Genomic DNA, 23,021 nt, shown 5'->3' on the forward strand with positions numbered 1-23,021 from the left:
CGGAGCCCGCCGGCGTCGCGGGGATGACGCTCGGGCACAGGACCAGATGGGTGAACGGAGAGCGCAAGAGATGATCCCGATCGAAAACAGCGAAGACCATTACGGCGTTGTCGCGATCCTGCTCCACTGGTCGATGGCCCTCCTTCTGGTCGGGCTTGCGGGACTGGGGCTTTACATGGTCTCGCTACCGGATGTCGGCTTCAACACCAGAAAAATCACGCTGATTCTCTACCACAAGCAATTCGGAGTGCTGGCTTTCGTTCTGTTCGCTTTGCGTTTGTGCTGGCGTGTCACCCAGGTACTGCCAAAACCGGTCGGACATCTGCCGGATTGGCAAATGATCGCCGCCCGCTTTGTTCATCTTTGCTTCTATGGCCTGATGTTCGCCTTGCCCATGACGGGCTGGCTCATGTCGTCCGCCGCCGCCATTCCGGTATCGTTTCTCGGCCTCTTTACGCTGCCCGACTTCATTCATCGCAGCGACCATTTGTTTTCCCTGCTCATCGGCGTCCACAAGTGGCTGGGATACGCGCTTATTCTCTTGTTCGCCATCCACATGGGTGCCGCCCTGCGCCATCACTTCGTCTTCAGGGATGACACTTTGCGCAGAATGTTGCCCTAGAGTCCGGCAATGGACTTCTAATGGGCATTCTCGATCACGAACCTGGAGAGTTCCTGCAACACTCGCCCAGCGGCCACGTTGGCTGCTACAACTCCCGCGTAAGGATTCCTTTCGCCGAGTCGCTCCTGTACCGAGATCTCCCTCTCCGCGATCGACCGGTCCGTCGTAGCCAGCCTGAGATCGACATGTACCTTGAACCGCACTACAGCCTGATCCGACGTGAAATCCTGCTGCAGTTCGATGAGTTCGGTGCGAAGCGAGAATGTCTGCCGACCAAAGTAGGGAGGCGCGAGAACCGCGCTGAAATAGTGCGTGCGCCGCAATGTTTCTACGATCAGCGGCAGCATCATCTGCGCGGGTGTGTCAATCCATTCGTTCTGACTGAAGTAGTCGATCTGATACTTCCGGGCCGTATAAGCCATGCGCGGCGTGGCGTAGGCCGGCGCACTCACCGGAACCAGAACCAACAGTGTCGCCGCATGTGTCCTTGCGGTAGGAATCTCGGTCGGGATCGTAGTCAGCGCATATTTCTTCGTCTCGACCTCGACCGGTGCCATCAATGTGCAGCCTGTAAGTGAAACAATACCAATGCACAACGCGCCGATTCTCATGGCGACCATCATGGCTTCTCCCCCGGTCCGCGCTGTGTTGCGGTGCCGCGGATCAGAACTGATGGGTCCCGGTTGATCTTGTTCGCGACGGCAGTGAGGGAAGTCGACAGGTTATCAAGGTCGGCCAGCACCCTGTAGGATTCGGGGAGCACCTGGGTCTGAAGTGCCCTCAGCGATTCGTCGGTCGATTCCATGAGTGGCGCAAACCGCTGACTGGCGCGCTCCGTATTGGCCACGATGGTATCCAGCTTTCTTGTGTCTTCCGCCATGGCCTGAGTGATTTTCTGCAGGCTTTCGGCGGATTGCTTCAGCGACGCGACGGTCGGTTTGTCGAGAATCGAGGTGAGCAAGGCGGTAACGGCCTGGAAATTGTCGTTGACCTGACTGATGGCCGTGTCGAGCGTCACGAGTTTCGAAGGCGCCGCCGGAATCGCGGGATAGCGGTCACCGGGCCGTGGGGCCAACTGCCCGGAATCGATACCAATGTTCTCGAGTGCAATAAAAACGTAGCCGGTGAATCCCCGTGTTGCCAGCCCGCGGGAAGTAATCGTAGCTACCGTAGCCCCATTCACCGGAGCGGTCTTGTCAATGCTCAGCAGGATGTCCACCATCTGCGCGTTGACGAGGCGTACGCTTTTGACCTTGCCCACTTCGATGCCGTGGAACTCGACCGGTGCCTGAGCCATGAGCCCCGAGACCGGCTCTCGCGTATAGACGTGGTAGGTCGCGTATTGATCGAGAGACAGCGAGTACCAGATTGCCCCGGCGATCGTCGAAGCAAGCAGGCAGGCCGCGAACAGGAGCCTTGCCTTTGTGTCGATGCCGATTGTCATTGCGAAGTCCTCCGGGCTTGCCCAGGCCGAAAGCGGAGCCGGGCGTCGGGTCGACCTGCATCGCCGCGATGAAACCCCATCGGGCGAGAACTCGATGATTTCGCTCGGATGCTGCGAACTCGGGGGGATCGCGTCGCCGCTCGCCGTCACCAGATCGCCATTGGGTGCAAGCGCCAGCCCCAGCAACCCGCGAAGGCAATCATTGTCTTGATTAATCTTAGGTTATGGCGCTATCCGATGGGTCTGCGGAGCGCTCGAGGGGAACGCGCAGACCAAGGACCACGTTTCTGCGCCGCACACCTGCACAGACATCCGGCTGAGTTCGAATCCCCGCCTGCGGGACGTGCAACGGCTGCTGGACTTCCGGCTTGCCCTGCCATCCGACGTTTCCTCTTGGCCCAAGGCGCATCCCCCTTCGGACCGCTCAAGAATCCCGCAGTGCCACCGATATCCACGTGCAACGACGGCGTCGTGGGTGATCAGCCGCTTCGCGCCCGTGAGAGCGCTGCGCGAGCCAGAACGGAGCAAGGAAACGGAGGCAGCAGTGAGCATCGATAGCATCATGTCGAAAAGAGTCGTCACCATCGGATTCGACGACACCCTGGCGACGGTCAAGCATATTTTCGACGAGGCGAAGTTCCACCACCTGCTGGTCGTCGAGGGCGACCGCCTGCATGGCGTGGTGTCGGACCGCGACCTGCTGCGGGCCATGAGCCCGTTTATCGGCAGTACGGTCGAATCGGCGCGGGATCTCAATACGCTCAACAAACGCGTGCACCAGATCATGTCGCGGCAGCCGGTGACCTTGCGGCCGGAAGCCGGAATTGCGGATGCCATCGCCTTGTTCCTGACGCACCAGATCTCATGCATTCCCATCGTGGACGAGTTGTTCCGCCCGGTCGGCATCGTCAGCTGGCGGGATGTCCTGCGGGCGCTGGCGGCCGAAAACGATGCCAGGACGGCCGGCGGTGGCGGCCGGCAGGAGGCGGCACAGCGATGATGCCGGTCCTTCGGATGACGGTCGCCAGGGACGGGATGGGGCGGGCCGGGCAATTCGGGCACCCCATTTGGGGATTCCGGTGCTCTAGGTAAATTCTTGGACAGGGCTAAGACGCAACTGTTATATTGCCTCCACTTAGCCAGATCCCGTGGCAGGAAGGCGAGCGATCCATGATCCATCCCGGCCGGCATCCTGCGCCTTCGGCGCGCCAAGTGAACGTCTCCTTCAGGCTTGCTGCCGCAGCCCCGGCCCCTGGCGGCCGCGCGGTGCGCGTGCCGACGGCGATGCGACGCCACCATGCCGGCGGACGCCCGCCCCCTCCTCCCTGCTCATCGCCCCCCACCCCAGCCTGACCCCGATCGTCAGCCGTTCCACCGCGGCCGCGCCCGGCCGGCGGTCGTTTCGCCAGGGAGCCGCGACATGTCAGATAGACCGATTCCGCGTTCCGCAGTCAGGGTGGTAACCCTGTCCCTGCCGGGACTGCTGCTGCCTGGCTGCGCCTTGCGCGGCGCGCCCGCCTTCGAGTTGTTCGGCGCCTATTTCCCGCTCTGGCTGTTGAGCGCCCTGGTCGGCATCGCCGGCGCCGTGCTGGCCTACCGCCTGTCGGTGCGTACCGGCTTCGCAGCGGCGGTGCCGTTCCCACTGCTGGTGAATACCTCGGTCGGCGTCATCGTGGCGCTGGTGGTCTGGATGCTCGGGACAGGACAGATCCTATGAAGATGGCCGGCATGCGCAAGCCTTCGCTAGGCGGAAAGTGGGTGGCGGTGATCGTCGTCGCGCTGGCCGCCTTGCTGGCGGCCTTCGTTTATTTCCGGGCGCAGCGCTACCCTGCCTCCGATGATGCGACGATCGATGCGGACGTGGTGCATGTGGCGTCGCCGGTGGGCGGGCGCATCGCACGGATCTGGGTAAGCGAGAACCAGCAGGTGGCAGCGGGTGATCCGCTGTTCGAGATCGACCCCGTGCCCTACCGGCTGGCGCTGGCGCAAGCGCGCGCCGACCTGGAACTGGCGCAAGCGGCGCTGGGCACGCGGCGGCGCACCATCACCAGCGAACGGGCTTCGGCTTCGGTGGCGTCGCAACAGGCGAGCCGGGCGGCACAGAACTATGCCTTGACGGCACGCACGGTGGAGCGCCTGCGGCCGTTGGCGGCGGACGGCTATGTCCCCACCCAGCAGCTCGACCAGGCACAGGTGGCGCAGCGCGACGCGGCAATCTCCCTCAAGCAGGCCACCGTCCAGCAGGCTGCCACGGCCCAGGCGGTGGGCGACGAAGCCGGCGCCATCGCCACGGTCCATGCGCGCGAAGCGGCGTTGGCCATCGCGCAGCGGGCGCTGGACGACACCCTGGTGCGCGCGCCGCATGCCGGCCGCGTCACCGGCCTGGCCGTGCTGACCGGCGAGGTGGTCGCGCCCAACCAGTCGCTGTTCGTGCTGGTGCATACCGGCGAATGGTTCGCGGTGGCGAACATCCGCGAGACAGCGCTCGCCGACATCCATGCAGGCGATTGCGCAACGGTCTACTCGATGATCGATCGCGGCCGGGCACTGCGCGGTACCGTGACCGGCATCGGCGCGGGCGTGCTCGATACCGACCGCGTGAGCCTGCCGCGTTCCCTGCCCTATGTGCAGCCGTCGGTGAACTGGGTCCGCGTGGCCAAGCGTTTCCCTGTCCGCATCAAGCTGGAGGCACCGCCGGAACCGCTGGTGCGGGTCGGCGCCAGCGCAACGGTCGAGATCCGGCATGGCGCGGCCTGCCGCTGAACCGGCGGCACCGGTTGATCCGGCGGGCCCCGCCGGCCCCGGCGCGGCGGGCATCCTGCGCCTGCTCGGCCCCCTGCCGGGCCGGCTGGAGCTCACCACGCGCGTGGCCGCGGCCGCTGCGCTGACCGTGCTGGTGACGTCCCTGTACGGAACCCCCGAGGCGGCAATCTCCGCCTACCTCGTGTTCTTCCTCAACCGGGCCGACCGCACCAGCAGCGTGGTGATGAGCATCGGGGCGCTGGTACTGATTTCGCTGGTGATCGGGCTGGTGCTGCTGGTTGCCATGGCCAGCATCGACTGGCCGTTGTGGCGGGTGATGTGGATGACCGTGCTGTCGGCCGGCCTGCTGTTCCTGACCTCGGCCAGCAAGTTGCGGCCGGTCGGCGCGATCCTGGCCATGATCGTCGGCTTCGGGCTCGATCAACTCGGCCTGGCGCCGGTCGGCGAAGCGGCCACGCGGGCGCTGCTCTATGCCTGGCTGATGGTCGCCATCCCGATCGGCGCCAATGTCGCGATCAATCTGCTGATGGCGCCCTCCCCGCGTCGCCTGGCCGGCCGGCGGCTGGCGGCGGGCCTGCGCCTGGCGGCGGACGAGCTTCGTGCGCCGGCGTCCACGGCGCCGGCGCTGCAGGCCTGCCTGCGGGAAGGACTCGAACCGGTGGCCGGCTGGTTGAAACTGGCCAGGCTGGAGGGCAGCGTCACGCCGGCTGACGCAGCCGCGCTGCACCAGGTCCTGGCCTCGACCACGACCATCCTGCTGGCCGCGCAACTGGCCGGCCGCGAGCCGGCGGCACGCCTTCCCGCAGCCATTGCCGCTGCGCTTGCCGACGGCCTCGAAGCCATGGCCGCGATGCTCCATGCCGGCGGCTATCCGGTGGAGATCGAGCCGCCGCTGGCGCCCGCGGCGGTCGCCGGCCTGCCGCCGCTGGCACGTGCCGTGGCGGTCGAACTGCAGCAGGCCATGGTCGGTTTCGCCGCGCCGGCACCGATGCCCGTGCCCGTGCCCACCACTGCGGCTGAGGGAGGCAGCAAGGCCGGCGCCGGTTCCGCCAGGAAGGGAGGCTTCCTGCTGCCGGACGCCTTCACCAATCCCGTGCACGTGCGTTACGCGCTGAAGACGACCGCCGCCGCCATGTTCTGCTACCTGCTGTACGCGCAGCTCGACTGGCCGGGCATCCACACCTGCTTCATCACCTGCTACGTGGTGTCGCTCAGCACCACCGCCGAGACCGTGGAGAAGCTGACGCTGCGCATTGCCGGCTGCGCCGTCGGCGCGGTGTTCGGCACCGCCGCCCTGGTCTTCGTCACCCCGGCGCTGACTTCTATCGGCGGGCTCATCGCCCTGGTCTTCGCCGGCGCCTGGCTGTCGGCCTGGGTGGCGGAGGGCTCGCCGCGCATCGCCTACGCAGGCTTCCAGATCGCCTTCGCCTTCTTCCTGTGCGTGCTGCAGGGCGCCGCGCCCGGCTTCGACCTCACCATCGCGCGCGACCGCGTCATCGGGATACTGGTGGGCAACCTCGCCGTCTACCTGGTGTTCACCCGTCTCTGGCCGGTCAGCATCGCGGCCTCCATCGACGCTGCGCTGGATGAACTGTGGCGGCAGTGGGAACGCCTGCTTGGCGGCGCCGGACCGGAGCCGCGCGGCGCCGTCGTGGCGGGCCTGCTGGCCCGGCAAGGCCAGCTCGGCGAGCACATCGCGCTGGCGCGCTACGAGCCGGCGGGGATCCGCCCGGCATCCGCCTGGCTTGCCGAGCGCCGCCTCGCCCTGGCACGGGCCGAGGCCGTGGCCGGGCCGCTGGCCTTGCTGGCTGTACGCTGGCCGGGCGATGCCGGCGCCGTCGAGCGGCTGCGGCGCGCGGCCGGACACAGCCGCGGTGCGCCGCCGTTGGAAGCCGGCGCCACGACGATGGCCTCCGGCGCGCGGTCCGACGATGGCCTCCGTGCGAGCCTGCTGGCCTTGATCGATCAACGACTGACGGCGGTCGCGCCTGCGCCCGCACCGGATGACCCGAGGGAATCGCCGATTCATGCGCCGACTTAGCTTTTCCGCGGCCTCGCTGGCCTTCGCCGTCGCCAGCGCCGGCGCGTGCCTGGGCGGGTGCGCGACCACCGCGCTGGAACTGGCGCCGCCGCGGCCCGACCGTCCATGGGAGCCCGAAACGACCGCCGCGGGCGAGATCGTCGCTGGCGCGCCGGGGCGGGCTCCGGAACGGCCTGAAGCAGGCATGGGCGAGACGACCAGGCTGCCTGCCGCGGCACCCTATACATTGCCTGCCAATACCGCGCTGGCCAATGTGCCGCCGGCGGCAGCGCTGGACCCGGCGCACGCCTACACCCTGCCCGAGCTGATCGACCTGGCGGAATCGAGCCATCCGTCGACGCGGATCGCCTGGAACGATGCGCGCAACGCGGCCCTGGCCGCCGGCATCGCCAAGAGCGCCTACCTGCCGCAGATCTCGGCCAGTGCCCTGGGGGGCTACCAGTCGGGGCATGGCACCGTCTCCACCGCGCTCGGGCCGCTGTCGTCCGGTACCTCGACGCATGGCGCCGTCTCGGTGCTGTCGCTGCAATGGCTGCTGTTCGATTTCGGCGAGCGCGGCGGCCTGGTCGAAGCCGCCGAGCAGGCATCGGTGGCAAGCAATATCGCGTTCACCGCGGCCCACCAGCGCATCATTCACGAGGTCAGCCTGGCCTTCTATGCCTACCAGGCCGCCCGTGTGCGTGCCAGTACCGCGCAGCAGGCCTGGCAGAATGCCGACGCCGTGCTGGACGCCGCGCAGGCGCGCTACCGCCAGGGCATCGGCACCGTGCTCGAGGTCGCGCAGGCGACCCAGAACCGCGCCCAGGCCAGGCTCGCGCAGGTCCAGGCGGAAGGCGCGCAGAGCGATACCTACCTGGGACTGGTATCGGCGATCGGCATCTCGCCCTTGTCCCGGCCGAAGATCGCGCAGCTTCCCGCGCGGCCGCTGCCACCGTCCCTGCGCCGCTCGGTGGAGCAGGTGGTGGAGAACGCCATGGCCAGCCGGCCGGACGTGCTGGGCGCCTACGCGCTGGAAAGGGCGAGCCAGGCCAAGGTGAAAGCGGCCGAGGCCGAGTTCCTGCCCAAGGTGTTTCTCTCCGCCAACACTTCCTACGCTTCGGGCGGCGCGGCCATCACGGCGATCCCGTCGGTCGGGCAGCAGGCGCCGACCGTCAACCTGAACGGCAGCCGCTACGGCGGCAGCGTCTTCCTCGGCGTCACCATTCCCCTCTACGACGGCGGCCTGCGCGCGGCCGTGCTGGCGCGGGCGCGCAACGATGCCGAGAGCGCGTCGGACCGGCTCACGCAAGCCAGGCAGGAAGCGGTACGCCAGATCGTGGTCAGCCAGAACGCGCTGGAAAGCCGCCTGGCTGCGCAGGAAGCCGCCACGGCACTAGCGGCGGCGGCCCAGACCACCTACGAGGCCGCCTTCGCTGCCTACCGGCGCGGCGTCGGTACCATCACGGACGCGCTGCTGGCCCAGAACCAGTTGCTGCTGGCCAGGAACGCGGCCGCCGACGCGTACAGCGGCGCGCTGGCGGCCGCGGCCACACTGGCCCTGGCGACGGGTTCCCTCGGCGGCGGCAACGGCACCGAGCGGTAGACGCGGCGGATGGAACCGCGGCTGGAAGAAAAGCTGGAAGAGAAGCTGGAAGAGAAGACGGACGATGGTGCGCGAATGCGCAGCGAAGACGAAGGTTGAATCGTAAAGCGCCGATTCACTTGTGCTACCGGTGCTCGGAAGCAGTGCAAAGGCCATCAAAGCATACCTTGAGCATCGATTCGACAATGGCGTCCGTATCCATCTTGCTGTAGAGCTGCAGGTACTCCACAGCCGGATCGCAGCTGCGCGCGTAGTAGCTGAACAGGATGACATCGGTGGGCAGGTCGGCATTGAACTCGCCGTTGCGGCGTGCCTCGTCCACCAGTCCCTCCAACTGCTTGTTGAGCTTGAGCACGCGCGTCACATAGCGCAGGTTGCGCGTCAGCATGGCGCGCACATGCGGGCTGGTCGATGGCAGGAAGGGCAGCCCGCCACCCAGGCGCACGCGCAGCGCCCACTCCAGAAGCGCACGCAGACGGCCAGCCGGTGTCAGGCCGGCCGGCTGCGCCTCGAGTTGCTCCAAGGCGCCGTCCACCAGCCTCACCATCACCTCGCCCACCAGATCCTCTTTGGACTTGAAGTGCTTGTAGAGGCTGGGCTTGGAGATGCCGACCTCGGCCGCCACGTCGTCCATCGTCATCAGGTCGAAGCCCTTGGCCGCCAAGGTGCGCGTGGCGGCATCGAGAATGGCGTCCTCGCGGAGCTTGAAAGCTTGATCCTTGAAGCTGAGCCTGCCAAAAATACTCATTAGTAAATCTCGCTACTATGTAGTAATCTTTCTTCCAAAGCGGTAGTTTTATCTTAGCACTCAATCCGGCGAGACCATGAGAAGAACTGTAAAAGTTACGCCCAAGCTTCGTGGCATACCAGGAACGAGCGCCTGGGGCTGCCGATGAGTGGCGCACCTGGCACGTATCCGCGCGGGCGGCGTATCGCGGTGGTGGGTGCCGGCATCGCCGGCCTCGCCAGCGCCTACCTGCTGGCGCGCCGCCATGCCGTCACACTGTTCGAGGCAGGCGACTACCTGGGCGGCCATGCCAACACCGCCGATATCACACTGGACGGCCGCACGCATCCCGTCGATACCGGCTTCCTGGTCTTCAACGAGCGCACCTATCCCAACCTGCTCGCACTGTTCGCCGAACTGGGCGTGCAGACGCACCCGAGCGACATGTCCTTCTCCGTATCGCTCGACCAGGGCCGCCTGGAGTGGGCAGGCAGCAACCTGAATACCGTATTCGCCCAGCGCAGCAACGCCTTCTCGCCCAGATTCCTCGGCATGCTGCGCGATATCCTGCGCTTCAACCGTGCTGCCGAGCAGCACTTGAAGGTGAGCCTGCGCGACGGCTACTCGGTCGAGCAACTGCTGGTGGCCGGCAACTACGGACAGCCCTTCCGGCAGCACTACCTGCTGCCGATGGCGGCAGCTATCTGGTCGAGCGCGCCGGCGGACATCCTGCGCTTTCCCGCCGCCACCTTCCTGCGTTTCTGCCTCAACCATGCCCTGCTGCAGGTCAACGGCCGGCCGCAATGGCAGACCGTGGCCGGCGGCTCCCGCGAGTACGTGCGCCGCATTGCCGCCACACTGGACGATGTGCGCCTGCGCACGCCGGTGCGGGCCGTGCGACGTGACGCCGACGGTGTCGACCTCTGCACGGATGCCGGCATGGAGCGCTTCGATGCCGTGGTGCTGGCCACGCACGCCCCGATCAGCGCCGCGCTGCTGCAGGACGCCGACGGCGCCGAGCGCGAAGTGCTTGACGCCGTGCGCTACCAGCGCAACATCGCCGTGTTGCATACCGATGCCGCGCTGCTGCCGCGCCGGCGCCGCGCCTGGTCCGCGTGGAACTACGTCGGCGGCCGGGACGACGCCGGGCAGCGGCCGGTCTGCGTCAGCTACCTGCTCAACCAGCTCCAGCGCCTGCCCTTCCGCCAGCCGGTGGTGGTGACCTTGAACCCGATCGTGGCGCCAGCGCCCGGCAGCGAGTTGCGCCGCTTCGTCTATCAGCATCCACTCTTAGACCTGACCGCGGTGGCAGCGCAGGCCCGCCTGCCAGCGCTGCAGGGACGGCGGCGTACCTGGTTCGCGGGCGCCTGGACCGGCTACGGCTTCCACGAGGATGGCCTGCGCTCGGCGCTGCGCGTGGCGACCGACTTCGACGTCCTGCCGGCCTGGGGCAAGCCATGAGCCACATGCCGGGCGCGGGCGGCAGCGATGCGCAACTCTTGCGCGCCGACGTGATGCACGAGCGCCTGCGCCCAGTGCGCCATCGCTTTGTCTACCCGGTGTTCTGCCTGCGCCTGAACCTCGATGCCCTGCCGCACCTGCGGCGCTGGTGGTTCGGCGTCGACCGTCTTCGCCTGCTGAGCCTGCGGAGGCGCGACTACGGCCCGCGCGACGGCAGCGAACTGGCGCCCTGGATGCGCGCCCGCCTGCGCGAGGCCGGCCTGGCCGCCGACGGCGAGATCTGGCTGCAGACCTTCCCGCGCGTACTCGGGTATGCCTTCAATCCCGTCAGTTTCTGGCTATGCCACGACCGCTCCGGCGACCTGCGTGCCCTGCTGGCCGAGGTCAACAACACCTTCGGCGAGCACCACGCCTACCTGCTGGCGGCGCCCGACGGCGGCCCCATCGAGCCCGCCACCGTCCTCCATTGCCGCAAAGTGCTGCACGTATCGCCCTTCTGCCGCGTCGAGGGTGGCTACCAGTTCCGCGTGCGCACCACGCCCGATACCGCTTTCGTAGGCATCACTTACCACGACGCCGACGGCCCGCTGATCCGCACCGCCATCGGCGGCCGCCTGCTCCCCTTCACCGCTGGCCCGGTGTTGGGCGCGCTGTGTCGCCAACCATGGATGGCGCTCGCGGTGATCGTGCGCATCCACTGGCAGGCCTTGCGGCTGTGGCGGCGCAAGGTGCCGTTCTACGGCAGCCGCCCGCCGGAGGCGGCTGTAGCGACCGCCGGCGGCACGACGCAGGCGAACGCAGCATCTCATGCCGCCTCTCGTGAACCGCCTTCGACCTGAGCATCGTGGCTTGCGCAGTGGATTGAGCAGTGGATTGAGAATAGCGATCGCGAACGCCTCCACCTGCCCCCGCAACAGCCCTTACCAGGCAGACGCCACATGCGGAACTCCTTCATCGGCCGCCGAGCAAGCGCTCCCGCAAGCTGCCGGCCCGAGTCGCGGGAGACAGCCAGATGTCGAAGAAAGCCCGCGCGAAGACGGGGTCATCAATTTCCGCGCTGGCGCGACCGTTGACGTAGAAGCGTACGCCCCGGCCAGGCAGATAGACGCCGCAGATGGCGTCGCCCGGCCGCGTGTCGATGAAAGCCGGCATCATGGCCGCACGCCAGCGTTCGAGGGTGACCTCCGGCGGCGGTGGATCGCTGAGGCGCCGGATCTCGTCGAGCGCGGTATCGATCATGCGCGCGCGAGGAATACTGCGTCGGTAGACGATGTCGAGCGCGAACGGCGCTTCATAGCTGAATCCGGGTCGAGCGGTCCACAGGCGAGCGTCGTACAGGCAGAATCCCAGAAGGCAGAGTTGCCCCTCACCGTGCAGGCGCAGCGGTGGCGGGCCGTCCTCGCAACGGCCCCAGGCCGACCCTAACCACAGCGCCGCCAGTCCGATGACAAGCCATCGCATCCCGCTTCCCCTTTGTCAGTGGCGTTGCGCGACCCGACGCGACGCCATTGCGCACTCACTCCTTGTCGCCCGGCGACTGGAAGCCCGGCTGGCCCAGCTGCGACGGGAATTGCGGAACGCGACGGAAGCGCGAGGTATCGTAGCCCATCTCGTCAAGCCGCCGCAGCAGCGCCTGATACGTACCGTCGTCCATGTCCGGCCGGCGCGCAAACACCCAGCCCAGGCTCTTGCCTGGATAGCCGAGCAGCGTGACCTGGTAGTCTGGGTCCACGTAGAGGGTGAGCTGCTGCACGGTCACCGGCCAGAACAGCCGCACGCGCCATTCGCCACCGCCCGAGCCGGGCACTGGCGTATCGAGAAAGGTCATGCGTTTGGTCGGCGCATCGAAGCTGCCGGGCCGGTAGACATAGTGGTCATCGATACGGCCGTCATCGCGCAGCACCCACTCGGCATAGCTGGCCACATTGCCGCGCTCGCCGAAGTAAGGGATGTTGGCGATGACATACCACTTGCCCATATAGCGTGGCAGGTCGACCGGCACCGTCTTCAGCGGCAGTTCCGCACGCGGGTTCGGGTTGGGTGGGGATGCACCGCAGGCGGCGACGAGCGCCAACGTCATCGCCACGGCGCCAAGTCGGATTGCCCGTCTCCAGCGGGCTGACCGGGAATCAGCATGCGTCACACCACCTCTCGCCGGCTTGCCTACGCCCTGCTCGGCCAGGCCGGCTGGTTCGCCGCGGTGCTCGGCGCCGTGCACGGTGCGGCGTGGCTGGGCCCGGCCTTCACGCTCACGGTTCTGGCACTCCACCTGTGGCAGGTGCCTCGGCCGGGCCGCGAGGCGTGCCTGCTCGCCGGCGTAGCGCTGGGCGGCGCATTCTGGGAAACGACTCTCGTCCGTCTGGGGCTCGTCCAATACGCACACGTCATCACGCTGCCGGGCGGCGCGCCGCTCTGGCTGGTCGGCTTGTGGATATTGCTCGCGTTGCAATTGAATGTCCTCTTTTCCTGGCTGCGTGGCCGGCCATGGCTGGCGGCCCTGCTCGGCGCCGTGGCCGGGCCGCTGTCGTTCCGTGCCGGCGTCGCGCTGGGCGCCGCCACGTTTCCCGATCCCGTGCACGCGCTGGCGGTGCTGGCCGCTGGCTGGGCCCTGGCCCTGCCGCTGCTGGTCCATGCGGCTGCCCGCTGCGACGGCACCGGCACACCGGAAGATCAGTGCACCCGCTTCAGCGCTTGACGAAGCGATAGTGGACCACCCCCCACTCGTTGCCGCCGCCATAGCCGAACAACTCGGCCACGGCCATGTAGAACATGCGCCAGCGCTGAAACCAGAGCGGTGCCCCGGCCTCGCCGTAGGCCTGCGCCAGGATTGGCATCAGTTGGCCGCGCGCCGCGTCAAGGCCGGCCAGCCAGTGCCCGGCGGTGCGTGCGTAATGCTCGCCGCTCAGCCACCATTGGCGCTCCACACGCAGGTCGTCCTGAAAATGCAGCAGGAGCGCTTCCGACGGCATGGTACCGCCGGTGAAGAAATGGCGGCTCATCCAGTCCGTCGCGTCGCGTACCTCGAAGTGATAAGCCAGCGTGCGGTGGGCGAACATGTGCACGAACAACATCGCATCCGCCTTCATCCAGCGCGCCACCTTGGCCAGCAGGCTGCCGTAGCTCTTCATGTGCTCGAACATTTCGATCGAGACCACCCGGTCGAAACGCCCGCCCGACGGCATGTCAGGGAAATCAAATTCCACGATGTCGCCGGTATGCACGGTCAGGTTGCCCAAGCCCAGTTCGGCCGCGCGCGCTTCGATCCATTGCCGCTGGCCGTGCGAGTTCGACAGCGCGACAATGGTCGCACGCGGATAGCGCTTGGCCATCCACAGCGACAGCGAACCCCAGCCGCAGCCCAGGTCAAGGATGGTCTGTCGATCTGCCAGCTTGGCGCGCTCCGCATAGCATTGGAACATCGCCTCCTCTGCGACCTGCAAGGACTCGGCTCCAGACGGGTAGAGACAGCAGGAATACTTCAGGTTTGGCCCCAGATGCGCGGCAAAGAAGGCCGGCGGCAACTCGTAGTGCTGCTGGTTGGCCATCTCGGTGGCAATCGCGATCGGACCCTGGCGCAGCTCGTCGAGCAGTCGACGCGTACGATCCGAGCGGAATTCGCCGTCGTCCTGCCCCTCTTCGATCAAGCGCTGCCGCATCAGTTGGCGCATTCCAAAACGGATCAGCCAATCCGGTAACCAGCCCCGCTCGGAGGCCTTGACCAGCCAGTGCTCTCCAGGTTCCGGTGCGACACGGGGGGACAAGGTCGGGGTCAGGATGCTCATGCTTTCCTCTCTTGCGTTGGGTGGCGCGGTGGCCAGGGAACCAGGGCGCTGGTGGTGCGCATGTAGTCGGCATAGCCCGAGCGGGTTGCCAGCAGGTGTGCTTCCAGCAGCGGAATGCCGGACACGTACCAGAGCAGCGCGCCCATCAGCACAGGGGCCAGCGCTGTCAGCCACCCCCACGGCGTGCCCAGCGCGAGCGGCACATAGGCCACCCAGTGCAGGCATTCGAAGAAGTAATTAGGGTGGCGCGACCATTGCCAGAGGCCGACGCGGCAGACTTCTCCACGGTTCTCCGGCTGCGACGCGAAGCGCCGCAACTGGCTATCGGCCACGCTCTCCCCGATGACGGCAATCAGCCATAAAACGATAAACGCCAGCACGGTCGCTGCCCCGGGCGAATGGTCGCGCAAGCACGGAAAAAGGAACGCAACAGATAAGGCCAGGGAGATGATGCCTTGAAGAAGAAACAGCCCCAGCAACTTCGGCTGAACGCTGTCTCCCCAGTCCTCGCGCAGCTTGCGGTAGCGCGCGTCCTCCGGTTTGCCGGCATTGCGCCGCCACAAGTGCAAGCCGAGCCTTAAGCCCCACAAACCACCACCAATGGCAACCAGCAACCGGGATAGCGGCGCGCCGCCGGCCAACGCCGCATACAGCGGCGCGAGCGCCCCCAGCGACAGGGCCCAGAGCGGATCGACCATGCCGGCATTGCCGGTGCGCAATTGCCACAGCCAAGCCCCGAGGAACACCAAGGCAAGCCCTTCGGCTGCCAGCATTAGCAAGTCTGCCGGCGCCATGGTCAGCTGCGCTCCAGCAGGAATTGCGACACCCCGATGCGACCCTCGTCGAAGCCGGCTTCGCAGTAGCACAGGTAGAGACGCCAGATACGCAGGAAGGCCTCGTCGAAGCCCTGCGCCAGCACCTGTTCCTGCGCAGCCTCGAACCCGGCGCGCCAGCGGCGCAGCGTCTCGGCGTAGTCGCGCCCGAAATCGTGGCGCTCGACGACGCGCAGCCCATGCCGCTGCGCGGCGGTGGCGAATCGTTCGCGGCTCGGCAGCATTCCGCCCGGGAAGATGAACTGCTGGATGAAGTCAGAACCGGCGCGGTAGCGCTCGAACTGCGCCTCATCGATGGTGATCGACTGCACCATTGCGCGCCCGCCGAGGCGCAGGCAGCGCTGCAGCGTGCCGAAATAGGCCGGCCAATAGGCCTCGCCGACTGCTTCGAACATTTCGATCGAGACGATGGCATCGTACTCGCCCGACACCTCGCGATAGTCGCGCAGCGCCACCTCGGCCCCGGCCCATGCCGCCAGGCGCTCGCTCGCGAAGTCGTGCTGCTGCCCGGAGAGCGTGATGCCGAGCACCGAGGCACCTTCATTGGCGGCCAATTCCATGAAGCCCCCCCAGCCGCAACCGATCTCCAGCACATGCATGCCGGCGCGCCCGCCCATCCGCTCCCAGATGCGGCGGTACTTGGCTTGCTGGGCGAGATCGAGGGACAGGCTGAAGTCACCGTCGAACAGCGCGCTGGAATAGGTCATCCCCGCGTCCAGCCAGAGCCGGTAAAAAGCGTTGCCGAGATCGTAGTGGGCCTGGATATTGCGCCGGCTGCCGGCCCGGCTGTTGCGTCGCAGCAGGTGACGCAGGCGCAGCCACAGTCGCGCCAGCCCGCTGCCGAAGATGGCCGGATCCAGGGCGGCACGGTTGACCAGGGCCAGCCGCAGCAGGCTGGTCAGGTCGTGGCAGTCGACCCAACGCTCCCGCAGCGCCTCGGCGAACCCCACATCGCCACTGGCGAGAATACGCGCGCAGGCACGCCAGTCGTGGATATGCAGTTCGGCACTTGGCAAGGCCCCAGGCTCACCGAGACGAATACTCTCGCCATGAGGGGTCACCAGCACAAGGCTGCCAGCGACGATGCGTCGCAGTAGGTTCAGCAGCAACCGTCCAGCCGAGGGCACTTGACGGAGATCCAAGGGAAGCGGGGTGGCCAGTGTCATAGCTACAGGAAGGTGACGATTTCGGTTACTCGCTTGCGACTCGCATGGATTTCTGTGCACTTCTGCCATCGTGACCGACCTGCAAAGCGCGTGGTCGTGGCACTTGAGCCCCAATGACCGGTTGCCTGAATACTATCTCGGAAGTAAAGTTACTACACAGTAGCAATATTTACCAGATAGTTTTCACCCACCCAAAGCAGATCATCCGAGGAGAAGCACGATGCGCTGGTCCACGCTTTGATGGTCGGAGCGCTTGCAGCACCATTGCGCGCCTTGGCACCAGTGCTCGATGACGTGGACGCCTTCATGCGCCGGACCTCGCAAGAACGACGCTCGTCGTGGCGCATGAGCGCCGGCGTGCGCCCGATGCTTCAGCTGGGTCGGCCGGGCCATGAGACCGACCACGTCCGCACGGAGGGGCCGCGCCGGGTCGCCCCCGCGGCGTCTGACGCGGACGCTTATCGCGTGTTGTGCAAGCCGACTCTCCTGGGTAACCACGACTTGATCAGACTATGACCGCTTATTCGATTGCCCCAGGTTCGCGGGCCGCATGCGATGCGGGAACCGCTGCGCAGCGCTTCCTCGTCACCGGCGGCAGCGGCTTTATCGGGCGCGCACTGGTATCCCGCCTGCTGATGGGAGGCCACGCCGTCACCGTGTTGTCGCGTCAACCCGCCGGCGCGGCGCGGCGATTGCCTGCGGGCGCGCGTCTTACGGCCAGCCTGCAGGCGCTGCCGGCGGACGCTGTCTTCGACGTGGTGATCAACCTGGCCGGAGCCCCCATCCTGGGCCCGCGCTGGACGGCGGGCCGCAAGCGCGTGCTGGAAGACAGCCGCATCGGCCTGACACAGCAACTGGTGGCCTGGCTGGCGACACGACAGCAGCGCCCTCGGCTGATGGTGAGTGCTTCCGCAATCGGCTACTATGGCGCCGCCGCGCCGGGTCGTCTCGACGAGACCAGCGCGCCGGGCAGCGACTACGCTGCCCGGCTGTGCCAGCAGTGGGAAGTGGCAGCGCGTGCGGCCTGCGCGCTGGGCGTCGACACGGTCTGCGTGAGACTTGGCATTGTTCTGGGCCACGGCGGCGCATTGCCGGCCTTGCGTCGGGCCTTGCAGGTGGGACTGGGGGCGGTGATCGGGAACGGGACGCAGATGCAGAGTTGGGTGCACATCGCCGATGTGCTCGGTGCGCTCGAGTGGATCGCGTGCCGCCATGGTGGCCGGGGCGGCGAGGCGTCGGTCTATAACCTGACCGCACCCAGCGCCTGCAGCCAGGCCGAGTTCGTGCGGACGGCAGCATGCGTGCTGCGACGGCCGGTCCTCCTACGCTTGCCCGCCGCGTTGTTCCACCTGGCGCTTGGCGAACAGTCGGCCTTGTTGCTAGGCAGCACGGAGGTCATCCCGACACTGCTGTTGCAGAACGGCTACCAGTTCCGATTTTGCGAATTGCGAAACGCGCTTACATCGCTTTGGCAATAGAAAAGCAATAGAAAAGCAATAGAAAGACACCCCCCTTCGCCTTGCCCTGCCTCGACGTCTCATTCGAGCAAAACAATGACCAGTTGTGCAGGCTGCAATATCGCTCAGCAAGGCCATGTGACGAAAACATGGCCTCGCAACTCAAGATGACTCAGCTGCCGGTTGTCTCGCGAGCCCTGCCGCCTGTTGCCGCTCGTGCCGAGCATCGGCTGTGCTCGTGGGCCGGATCCTGAACCAGATGGCGTACATCGCCGGCAGGAATCCCAGGGTCAGGATCGTTCCGGCAAACGTCCCGCCGATGAGCGTGTAAGCCAGCGCCCCCCAGAACACCGAATGCGTCAGCGGAATGAAGGCCAGGATGGCGGCCAACGCCGTCAGTATCACCGGCCGCGCACGCTGAACTGTGGCTTCCACCACTGCCCTGAACGGGTCCAACCCTTCGTCTTTGTTGTGCTGGATCTGCCCGATCAGGATCAACGTGTTGCGCATCAAGATGCCCGACAACGCAATCAAACCCACCAGGGCGTTAATGCCGAACGGTTGCCCGAACAGAATGAGCATTGGCACCACGCCAATCAAGCCGAGGGGGCTGGTCAGGAACACCATCACCATCGCCGGAATGGAACGCACCTGGAAGATTAGGATCAGCAACGTGACGGCCAGCATGATCGGGAAAAGCGGCAGCATGGCCTTTGTCGCCTTCCCCGATTCTTCGATAGAGCCCGCCTGTTCGATGCGGTAGCCGCTGGGCAGTTTCTCGATGATCGGCTGAAGCTGCTTGCTGATGGCCGCCGACACATCGGGCGGCTGCAGGTCCTCTGCAATGTCGCCGCGGACTGTGATCGTCGGCATGCGGTCGCGCCGGCGGACGATCGGCTCTTCCATGCGCACCTCGATCTTGCCCACCTGCGAGAGTGGAATGCGCTGCCCGTTGGCACCAGCCAGCGTCAGGTCGCCAATCCTGGCCGGATCCAGTCGGACGTCTCCGGCCGCGCGCGCGATCACCTGGACGGTGCGGATGTCCTCGCGCACCGCCGTCACCGGAATGCCGTTGAGCAGAAACTGCAATTGTTGTGCAACGGCGCTGGAGGTCAGCCCAACGGCCTGTAGGCGGTCCTGCTGCAAGGTGAAGTGCAGCGTGGGGACGCGCATCCCCCAGTCAGTGTTGACCGTGCGCATCATCGGGCTGGCGTCCATCACCTGCCGGACATCCGCCGCGATGCGGCGCAAGGTCTCTACGTCCGGGCCGGTCACGCGGTAAGCGACCGGGAACGGCGAATACGGGCCAAACACCAGTTGCGTGACACGCACGCGCGCCTCGGGGGTAAGACCATCGGCAACGGCCTGGCGCAGGCGCTGCTTCAATGCGTCGCGCTCTTCCTGGCTATTCGTGCGGATCACGATCTTGGCGAACGACGGATCGGGCAGTTCCGGCCCCATCGCGAGATAGAAACGGGGCGCACCCTGGCCAACATAAGCCGTCACGATCTTGGCTTCCTTCTGTTTGGCGAGCCAGGCTTCCAGCTTTGCGGCGGCCATGCTGGTCTGGTGGATCGACGTGCCGTACGGCATCTGCACCTCGACCAGGACTTCAGGTCGATCCGAAATCGGGAAAAACTGTTTCTTGACCACCGCCATGCCCGCGATGGCCAAGGCGAACAGGCCCACCACCGAACCCGCGACCAACCATTTGCGTGCAATCACGCGCCCGAGCAATCGACGGAAGCGGTTGTAGCGGGGCGTGTCGTAAATCGCATCATGGCCGCCTTCGACCTTCCTGAATTCGGGCAGCATCTTCACTCCCAGGTAAGGCGTGAACACCACCGCGACCACCCAGGATGCGATCAACGCAATGCCGACGATCCAGAACATGTTGCTGGTGTATTCACCGGCGGTGGATCGCGCAAAGCCATTGGGCATGAAGCCGACGGCGGTCACCAGCGTGCCCGATAGCATGGGCGCCGCAGTATGGCTCCACGCATAGGCCGAAGCGGCGACACGGCTGTAGCCCTCTTCCATCTTCACCACCATCATTTCAATGGCGATGATGGCGTCATCGACCAGCAGGCCCAGCGCCAGGATCAAGGATCCGAGCGTGATGCGGTCGAAGTTCCTGCCGGTGGCGGCCATCACCACGAAGACGACCGCCAGTGTCAGCGGCACAGCCGCAGCCACCACCAGGCCTGCACGCCAGCCCATGCTGACGAAACTCACCAGCATCACCACCAGTAGCGCGGCGAAGAACTTGAGCATGAACTCATCGACCGCAGCACTGATGTTGACCGCCTGGTCCGTCACCTTGGTCAGGCTCATGCCGAGCGGCATACCTGCGTTGATGGCGCCGACCTCCTTGTCAAGCGTCTTGCCCAGGTCCAGCCCGTTCCAGCCTTCGCGCATGACGATGCCCAGCAGCAAGGCCGGTTGACCGCCATTGCGCACCATGAACGTGGCCGGATCTTCATAACCGCGCTTGACTGTGGCGATGTCCGACAGCTTCAACGTGCGGCCTTGCGATACAACCGGCGTATCGCGGATCTTCTGCAGTTCGTCGAACGCGGCATCCAGGCGAACGAATACCTGCGGCCCTTTCGTCTCGACCGAACCGGCTGCCGTGAGGGCATTCTGGCTGTTGAGCGCGGCAAACACCTCTTGCGGACTCACGCCCAGCGTCGCCAGCCGGTCATGCGAAAACTCGACGTAGATGCGCTCCGACTGCTCGCCGATGATGTTGACCTTCTTCACGCCGGGCACATGCAGCAAGCGCTGGCGCAGCTTCTCCGCGTCGCGGACAAGAGCGCGTTGCGGCTCACCCTGCGCCTTCAGCGCAAACAGCGCAAACGTCACGTCCGCATATTCGTCGTTGACCATCGGCCCGATCACGCCGGGCGGCAGGTTGGCCACCTCGTCGCTGACTTTCTTGCGCGCTTGATAGAACTCCTCCTGAACCTCCGATGGCGGCGTGCTGTCGAGCAGGGTCAGCGTGGTGAATGCCAGGCCCGGCCGTGTGTACGTTTCCGTACGGTCGTACCAGCGCAATTCCTGCATGCGCTTTTCAAGCTTCTCGGCCACCTGGTCCTGCATCTCCTGCGCGGTAGCGCCCGGCCACGCGGTGATGATCGTCATCACCTTGACCGTGAACGCCGGGTCCTCCGCGCGCCCCAGCTTGAAGAAGGAAATGAGCCCCGCCAGAGAGATCAGGCAGATAAGGAATAATGTGACGGCGCGCTCGCGCACCGCGAGCGCGGAGAGGTTGAAGCGGCTGAAGCGGCCTTGGTTCACGGACGCACCCCCGCGATGGCAGTGCCGGCGTCCTGGCCCGCCAGGCGGACTTGCTGGCCCTCACGCAGCAGCTGCGCACCAAGCGCGACGATCCGGTCCCCCTGCTTGACCTGGCCTGCCACCCGGGCACCTTCATCGCCCAGGCGGACGATGGTGACGGATCGCCACGTCACCTTGGCGGGATCCCCCTGGATCACCCACACGCCCGAACCCTTGCCTGCATCGAACAGCGCACCCAACGGCACCTGCAGATTGCCTTGGGCGGTGGTGAGTGCATCGGCAACCTGGATCGTCACCGTGGCGCCCAGCGGCGCATTGGCCAGTTCCCCGCTCAGCACATAGCGCGCTTCGAAGGTGCGGGTAAGCCGATCTGCAGCGTCCGACAACTGCCGCAGTTGCGCCGGCACGCTGGTGCCGTCTTTTCCGAATATTGCGGCTTGTGCGACAGAGCCGATCGCCGGCCGCAATGTTTCCGGCAACTGAATGACCGCCTCGCGACGGCCCGCGTGGGCCAGGCGCACAACAGTCTGCCCCGCGTTCACGACCTGGCCGGGCTCGGCCAGCGTTTCCACCACGACGCCGTCGCCATCCGCGACCAGCTCTGCATAGCGGCTGGCGTTACGCGCCACATCGGCCTGCGCTTGCGCCGCGCTCAACTGGGCTTTGGCCGCGTCCGCCGCGGCCTTTGCCTGGTCATAGGCGGAAGCGGAGATGGCGCCGGTTCCGCGCAAATCGCGGTAACGGGCCTCGTCCTCCGCCGTCTGTTGCGCACGCGCTCGTGCAGCGCTCACGGCTTCTTGCTGCGCATGCGCGGCGAGCTTCAGATCGACCGGATCGATACGCATGAGCGGCTGCCCGCGCTTAACGGTTTGTCCCGCATCGACAAGGCGTTCCAGCACCTTGCCAGAAACACGGAAGCCGAGGTCGCTCTGCACCCGGGCAGCGACGACGCCCGTGAATGAACGCGAGACGGATCCCGCTGCCTGGACGACCGTGGCACGCACCAGCGGTGCCTCGGTGCGCGGGTCCGCAGGGGCCTTTGCGCCGCAAGCGCTCAGTGCGAGCGGTAACGCAAGAACAACGGCAAGAACAACGGCAAGAACAGCGGTAGAGGTAACGAAGCGACGCGACAGCATGAAAGCCCCATCGACGAGATGATCGTGGCTTTCATTTTGGTTCTAGTGACCGTTTTAGTCAATGGTCACCTAGAAAGAAAACGCCTCAAGGGGAAAGACTTCGAAGCACGAGGCTGGAAAGCAGTCCGGGCGCACTTTCCGTGTAATCAAAGCTGTGCTGCAAGAGCAAAGGATTCATGTACGGGCGCATGACCAGGTAGATCGCCTTGGTCGCCTCGTCCAACGGTGTCTTGCGCTCGAAGTCTCCGCTCTCCCGGCCCTCCTGCAGCACATCGCGCAGCAACGTCTGGATGCGCTCTTCATAGGCGAGCACGGCCTGCCAGCGCTCGGTTGCTGCCGAGGCTGCGATCTCGTACAGCTTGCGGTCGTGGGAAAACAGCCGAAGGCTGGCCTCGGTCATGGCTTTGAACAGACGCCGCAGCCTCTCTGGCGGAGAGTCGGCCTCCGCCATGGCGGCCTTCACGTCGGCCTCGATCTCGCGCAGGCAGTTGGCGCAGATCATCTCGCCAATGGCCTGCTTGGACTCGAAGAACTTATAGATGTACGCCTTCGAAAAACCGATGGCCTTGGCCAGATCGGACACGGCGGTCTTCTCGTAGCCGTAGCGGCGGAAGTGCTCGGTGGCGGCCGCGACGATCTGGTCTCGCACGTCGTGGTCCGCCGGGCCGCGGGCGGAAACGGGGTAAGGGGTGGTCTTCATGGGCTCC

General features: G+C 66.1%; 21 protein-coding genes and 1 pseudogene. 10 read left to right on the plus strand and 12 right to left on the minus strand.

The window, feature by feature from the left end:
* Positions 1-70 precede the first annotated feature (70 nt).
* Positions 71-622: a cytochrome b gene (locus BKK81_RS10660; RefSeq protein ID WP_083384055.1), complete on the plus strand. Its 552-nt coding sequence runs from the start codon at positions 71-73 to the stop codon at positions 620-622.
* A 17-nt stretch (positions 623-639) separates the two neighbouring features.
* Here the strand turns inward: BKK81_RS10660 and BKK81_RS10665 are convergent, their stop codons facing one another.
* From BKK81_RS10665 to BKK81_RS36375, 3 genes and pseudogenes are all read right to left on the minus strand, one after another.
* Positions 640-1,245, minus strand: coding sequence for an ABC-type transport auxiliary lipoprotein family protein (locus BKK81_RS10665; protein ID WP_071012714.1), 606 nt, complete (start codon positions 1,243-1,245; stop codon positions 640-642).
* Positions 1,242-2,066, minus strand: coding sequence for an MlaD family protein (locus BKK81_RS10670; RefSeq protein WP_071012716.1), 825 nt, complete (start codon positions 2,064-2,066; stop codon positions 1,242-1,244). The genes BKK81_RS10665 and BKK81_RS10670 overlap by 4 nt, the downstream gene beginning before the upstream one ends.
* Positions 2,067-2,088: 22 nt before the next feature.
* A pseudogene (locus tag BKK81_RS36375) lies at positions 2,089-2,282 on the minus strand (hypothetical protein); the annotation flags it as partial.
* A gap of 328 nt (positions 2,283-2,610) precedes the next feature.
* Between BKK81_RS36375 and BKK81_RS10675 the strand changes: the two are divergent.
* The 5 genes from BKK81_RS10675 to BKK81_RS10695 all read left to right on the plus strand — a co-directional run bounded on the left by BKK81_RS10675 (position 2,611) and on the right by BKK81_RS10695 (position 8,452).
* Positions 2,611-3,066 (plus strand): CBS domain-containing protein, encoded by a 456-nt coding sequence (locus tag BKK81_RS10675; RefSeq protein WP_071012719.1) that lies wholly within the window; start codon positions 2,611-2,613, stop codon positions 3,064-3,066.
* Positions 3,067-3,486: 420 nt separating this feature from the next.
* On the plus strand, positions 3,487-3,783 hold the full coding sequence (locus tag BKK81_RS10680) for a YtcA family lipoprotein (protein ID WP_071012721.1): 297 nt from the start codon (positions 3,487-3,489) through the stop codon (positions 3,781-3,783).
* Positions 3,780-4,829 carry a multidrug transporter subunit MdtN gene (gene mdtN, locus BKK81_RS10685; protein WP_071012723.1) on the plus strand — a complete coding sequence of 350 codons (1,050 nt, stop codon included), beginning with the start codon at positions 3,780-3,782 and terminating at the stop codon, positions 4,827-4,829. The genes BKK81_RS10680 and mdtN overlap by 4 nt, the downstream gene beginning before the upstream one ends.
* Entirely contained in the window at positions 4,810-6,870 is a 2,061-nt protein-coding gene (locus tag BKK81_RS10690; protein ID WP_071012725.1) for an FUSC family protein, read from the plus strand. The genes mdtN and BKK81_RS10690 overlap by 20 nt, the downstream gene beginning before the upstream one ends.
* Entirely contained in the window at positions 6,857-8,452 is a 1,596-nt protein-coding gene (locus BKK81_RS10695; protein ID WP_071012727.1) for a TolC family protein, read from the plus strand. Before BKK81_RS10690 ends, BKK81_RS10695 begins: the two co-directional genes overlap by 14 nt.
* A 124-nt stretch (positions 8,453-8,576) precedes the next feature.
* Here the strand turns inward: BKK81_RS10695 and BKK81_RS10700 are convergent, their stop codons facing one another.
* Positions 8,577-9,200, minus strand: a complete 624-nt coding sequence (locus BKK81_RS10700; RefSeq protein ID WP_071012729.1) for a TetR/AcrR family transcriptional regulator — start codon at positions 9,198-9,200, stop codon at positions 8,577-8,579.
* Between the two features lie 144 nt (positions 9,201-9,344).
* Here BKK81_RS10700 and BKK81_RS10705 point away from each other — a divergent pair, with 144 nt between their 5' ends.
* On the plus strand, positions 9,345-10,640 hold the full coding sequence (locus tag BKK81_RS10705) for an NAD(P)/FAD-dependent oxidoreductase (RefSeq protein WP_071012731.1): 1,296 nt from the start codon (positions 9,345-9,347) through the stop codon (positions 10,638-10,640).
* Positions 10,637-11,479, plus strand: a complete 843-nt coding sequence (locus BKK81_RS10710) for a DUF1365 domain-containing protein (protein ID WP_071012732.1) — start codon at positions 10,637-10,639, stop codon at positions 11,477-11,479. The genes BKK81_RS10705 and BKK81_RS10710 overlap by 4 nt, the downstream gene beginning before the upstream one ends.
* A 112-nt stretch (positions 11,480-11,591) precedes the next feature.
* Here BKK81_RS10710 and BKK81_RS10715 read toward each other — a convergent pair whose 3' ends face one another.
* Both BKK81_RS10715 and BKK81_RS10720 read right to left on the minus strand, forming a co-directional pair.
* Complete coding sequence (locus BKK81_RS10715; protein WP_156811225.1) at positions 11,592-12,101, minus strand: chalcone isomerase family protein; 510 nt, start codon at positions 12,099-12,101, stop codon at positions 11,592-11,594.
* Positions 12,102-12,156: 55 nt separating this feature from the next.
* Positions 12,157-12,720 carry a lipocalin family protein gene (locus BKK81_RS10720; RefSeq protein WP_083384056.1) on the minus strand — a complete coding sequence of 188 codons (564 nt, stop codon included), beginning with the start codon at positions 12,718-12,720 and terminating at the stop codon, positions 12,157-12,159.
* A 54-nt stretch (positions 12,721-12,774) separates the two neighbouring features.
* Here BKK81_RS10720 and BKK81_RS10725 point away from each other — a divergent pair, with 54 nt between their 5' ends.
* Entirely contained in the window at positions 12,775-13,335 is a 561-nt protein-coding gene (locus BKK81_RS10725) for a DUF2878 domain-containing protein (protein WP_071012734.1), read from the plus strand.
* Here BKK81_RS10725 and BKK81_RS10730 read toward each other — a convergent pair.
* The 3 genes from BKK81_RS10730 to BKK81_RS10740 are packed head-to-tail and all read right to left on the minus strand — an operon-like array spanning position 13,325 to position 16,421.
* Positions 13,325-14,422 carry an SAM-dependent methyltransferase gene (locus BKK81_RS10730; protein WP_071012736.1) on the minus strand — a complete coding sequence of 366 codons (1,098 nt, stop codon included), beginning with the start codon at positions 14,420-14,422 and terminating at the stop codon, positions 13,325-13,327. The two genes, BKK81_RS10725 and BKK81_RS10730, sit on opposite strands and share 11 nt — an antisense overlap.
* A complete protein-coding gene (locus BKK81_RS10735) occupies positions 14,419-15,216 on the minus strand; it encodes a DUF1295 domain-containing protein (RefSeq protein ID WP_071012738.1) in 798 nt (265 codons plus the stop codon). The genes BKK81_RS10730 and BKK81_RS10735 overlap by 4 nt, the downstream gene beginning before the upstream one ends.
* Before the next feature lie 2 nt (positions 15,217-15,218).
* Positions 15,219-16,421 carry an SAM-dependent methyltransferase gene (locus BKK81_RS10740; protein ID WP_071012740.1) on the minus strand — a complete coding sequence of 401 codons (1,203 nt, stop codon included), beginning with the start codon at positions 16,419-16,421 and terminating at the stop codon, positions 15,219-15,221.
* Positions 16,422-16,933: 512 nt separating this feature from the next.
* Here BKK81_RS10740 and BKK81_RS10750 point away from each other — a divergent pair.
* Complete coding sequence (locus tag BKK81_RS10750) at positions 16,934-17,899, plus strand: TIGR01777 family oxidoreductase (protein ID WP_083384057.1); 966 nt, start codon at positions 16,934-16,936, stop codon at positions 17,897-17,899.
* Between the two features lie 141 nt (positions 17,900-18,040).
* Here BKK81_RS10750 and BKK81_RS10755 read toward each other — a convergent pair whose 3' ends face one another.
* The 3 genes from BKK81_RS10755 to BKK81_RS10765 form a co-directional block, all read right to left on the minus strand.
* Positions 18,041-21,178 carry an efflux RND transporter permease subunit gene (locus BKK81_RS10755; protein WP_071012743.1) on the minus strand — a complete coding sequence of 1,046 codons (3,138 nt, stop codon included), beginning with the start codon at positions 21,176-21,178 and terminating at the stop codon, positions 18,041-18,043.
* Positions 21,175-22,314 (minus strand): efflux RND transporter periplasmic adaptor subunit, encoded by a 1,140-nt coding sequence (locus BKK81_RS10760; protein ID WP_071012745.1) that lies wholly within the window; start codon positions 22,312-22,314, stop codon positions 21,175-21,177. The genes BKK81_RS10755 and BKK81_RS10760 overlap by 4 nt, the downstream gene beginning before the upstream one ends.
* Positions 22,315-22,399: 85 nt before the next feature.
* A complete protein-coding gene (locus tag BKK81_RS10765) occupies positions 22,400-23,014 on the minus strand; it encodes a TetR/AcrR family transcriptional regulator (RefSeq protein ID WP_071012747.1) in 615 nt (204 codons plus the stop codon).
* Positions 23,015-23,021: the final 7 nt, after the last annotated feature.

The organism is Cupriavidus sp. USMAHM13 (genome assembly GCF_001854285.1).
GTDB classification, from domain to species: domain Bacteria; phylum Pseudomonadota; class Gammaproteobacteria; order Burkholderiales; family Burkholderiaceae; genus Cupriavidus; species Cupriavidus malaysiensis.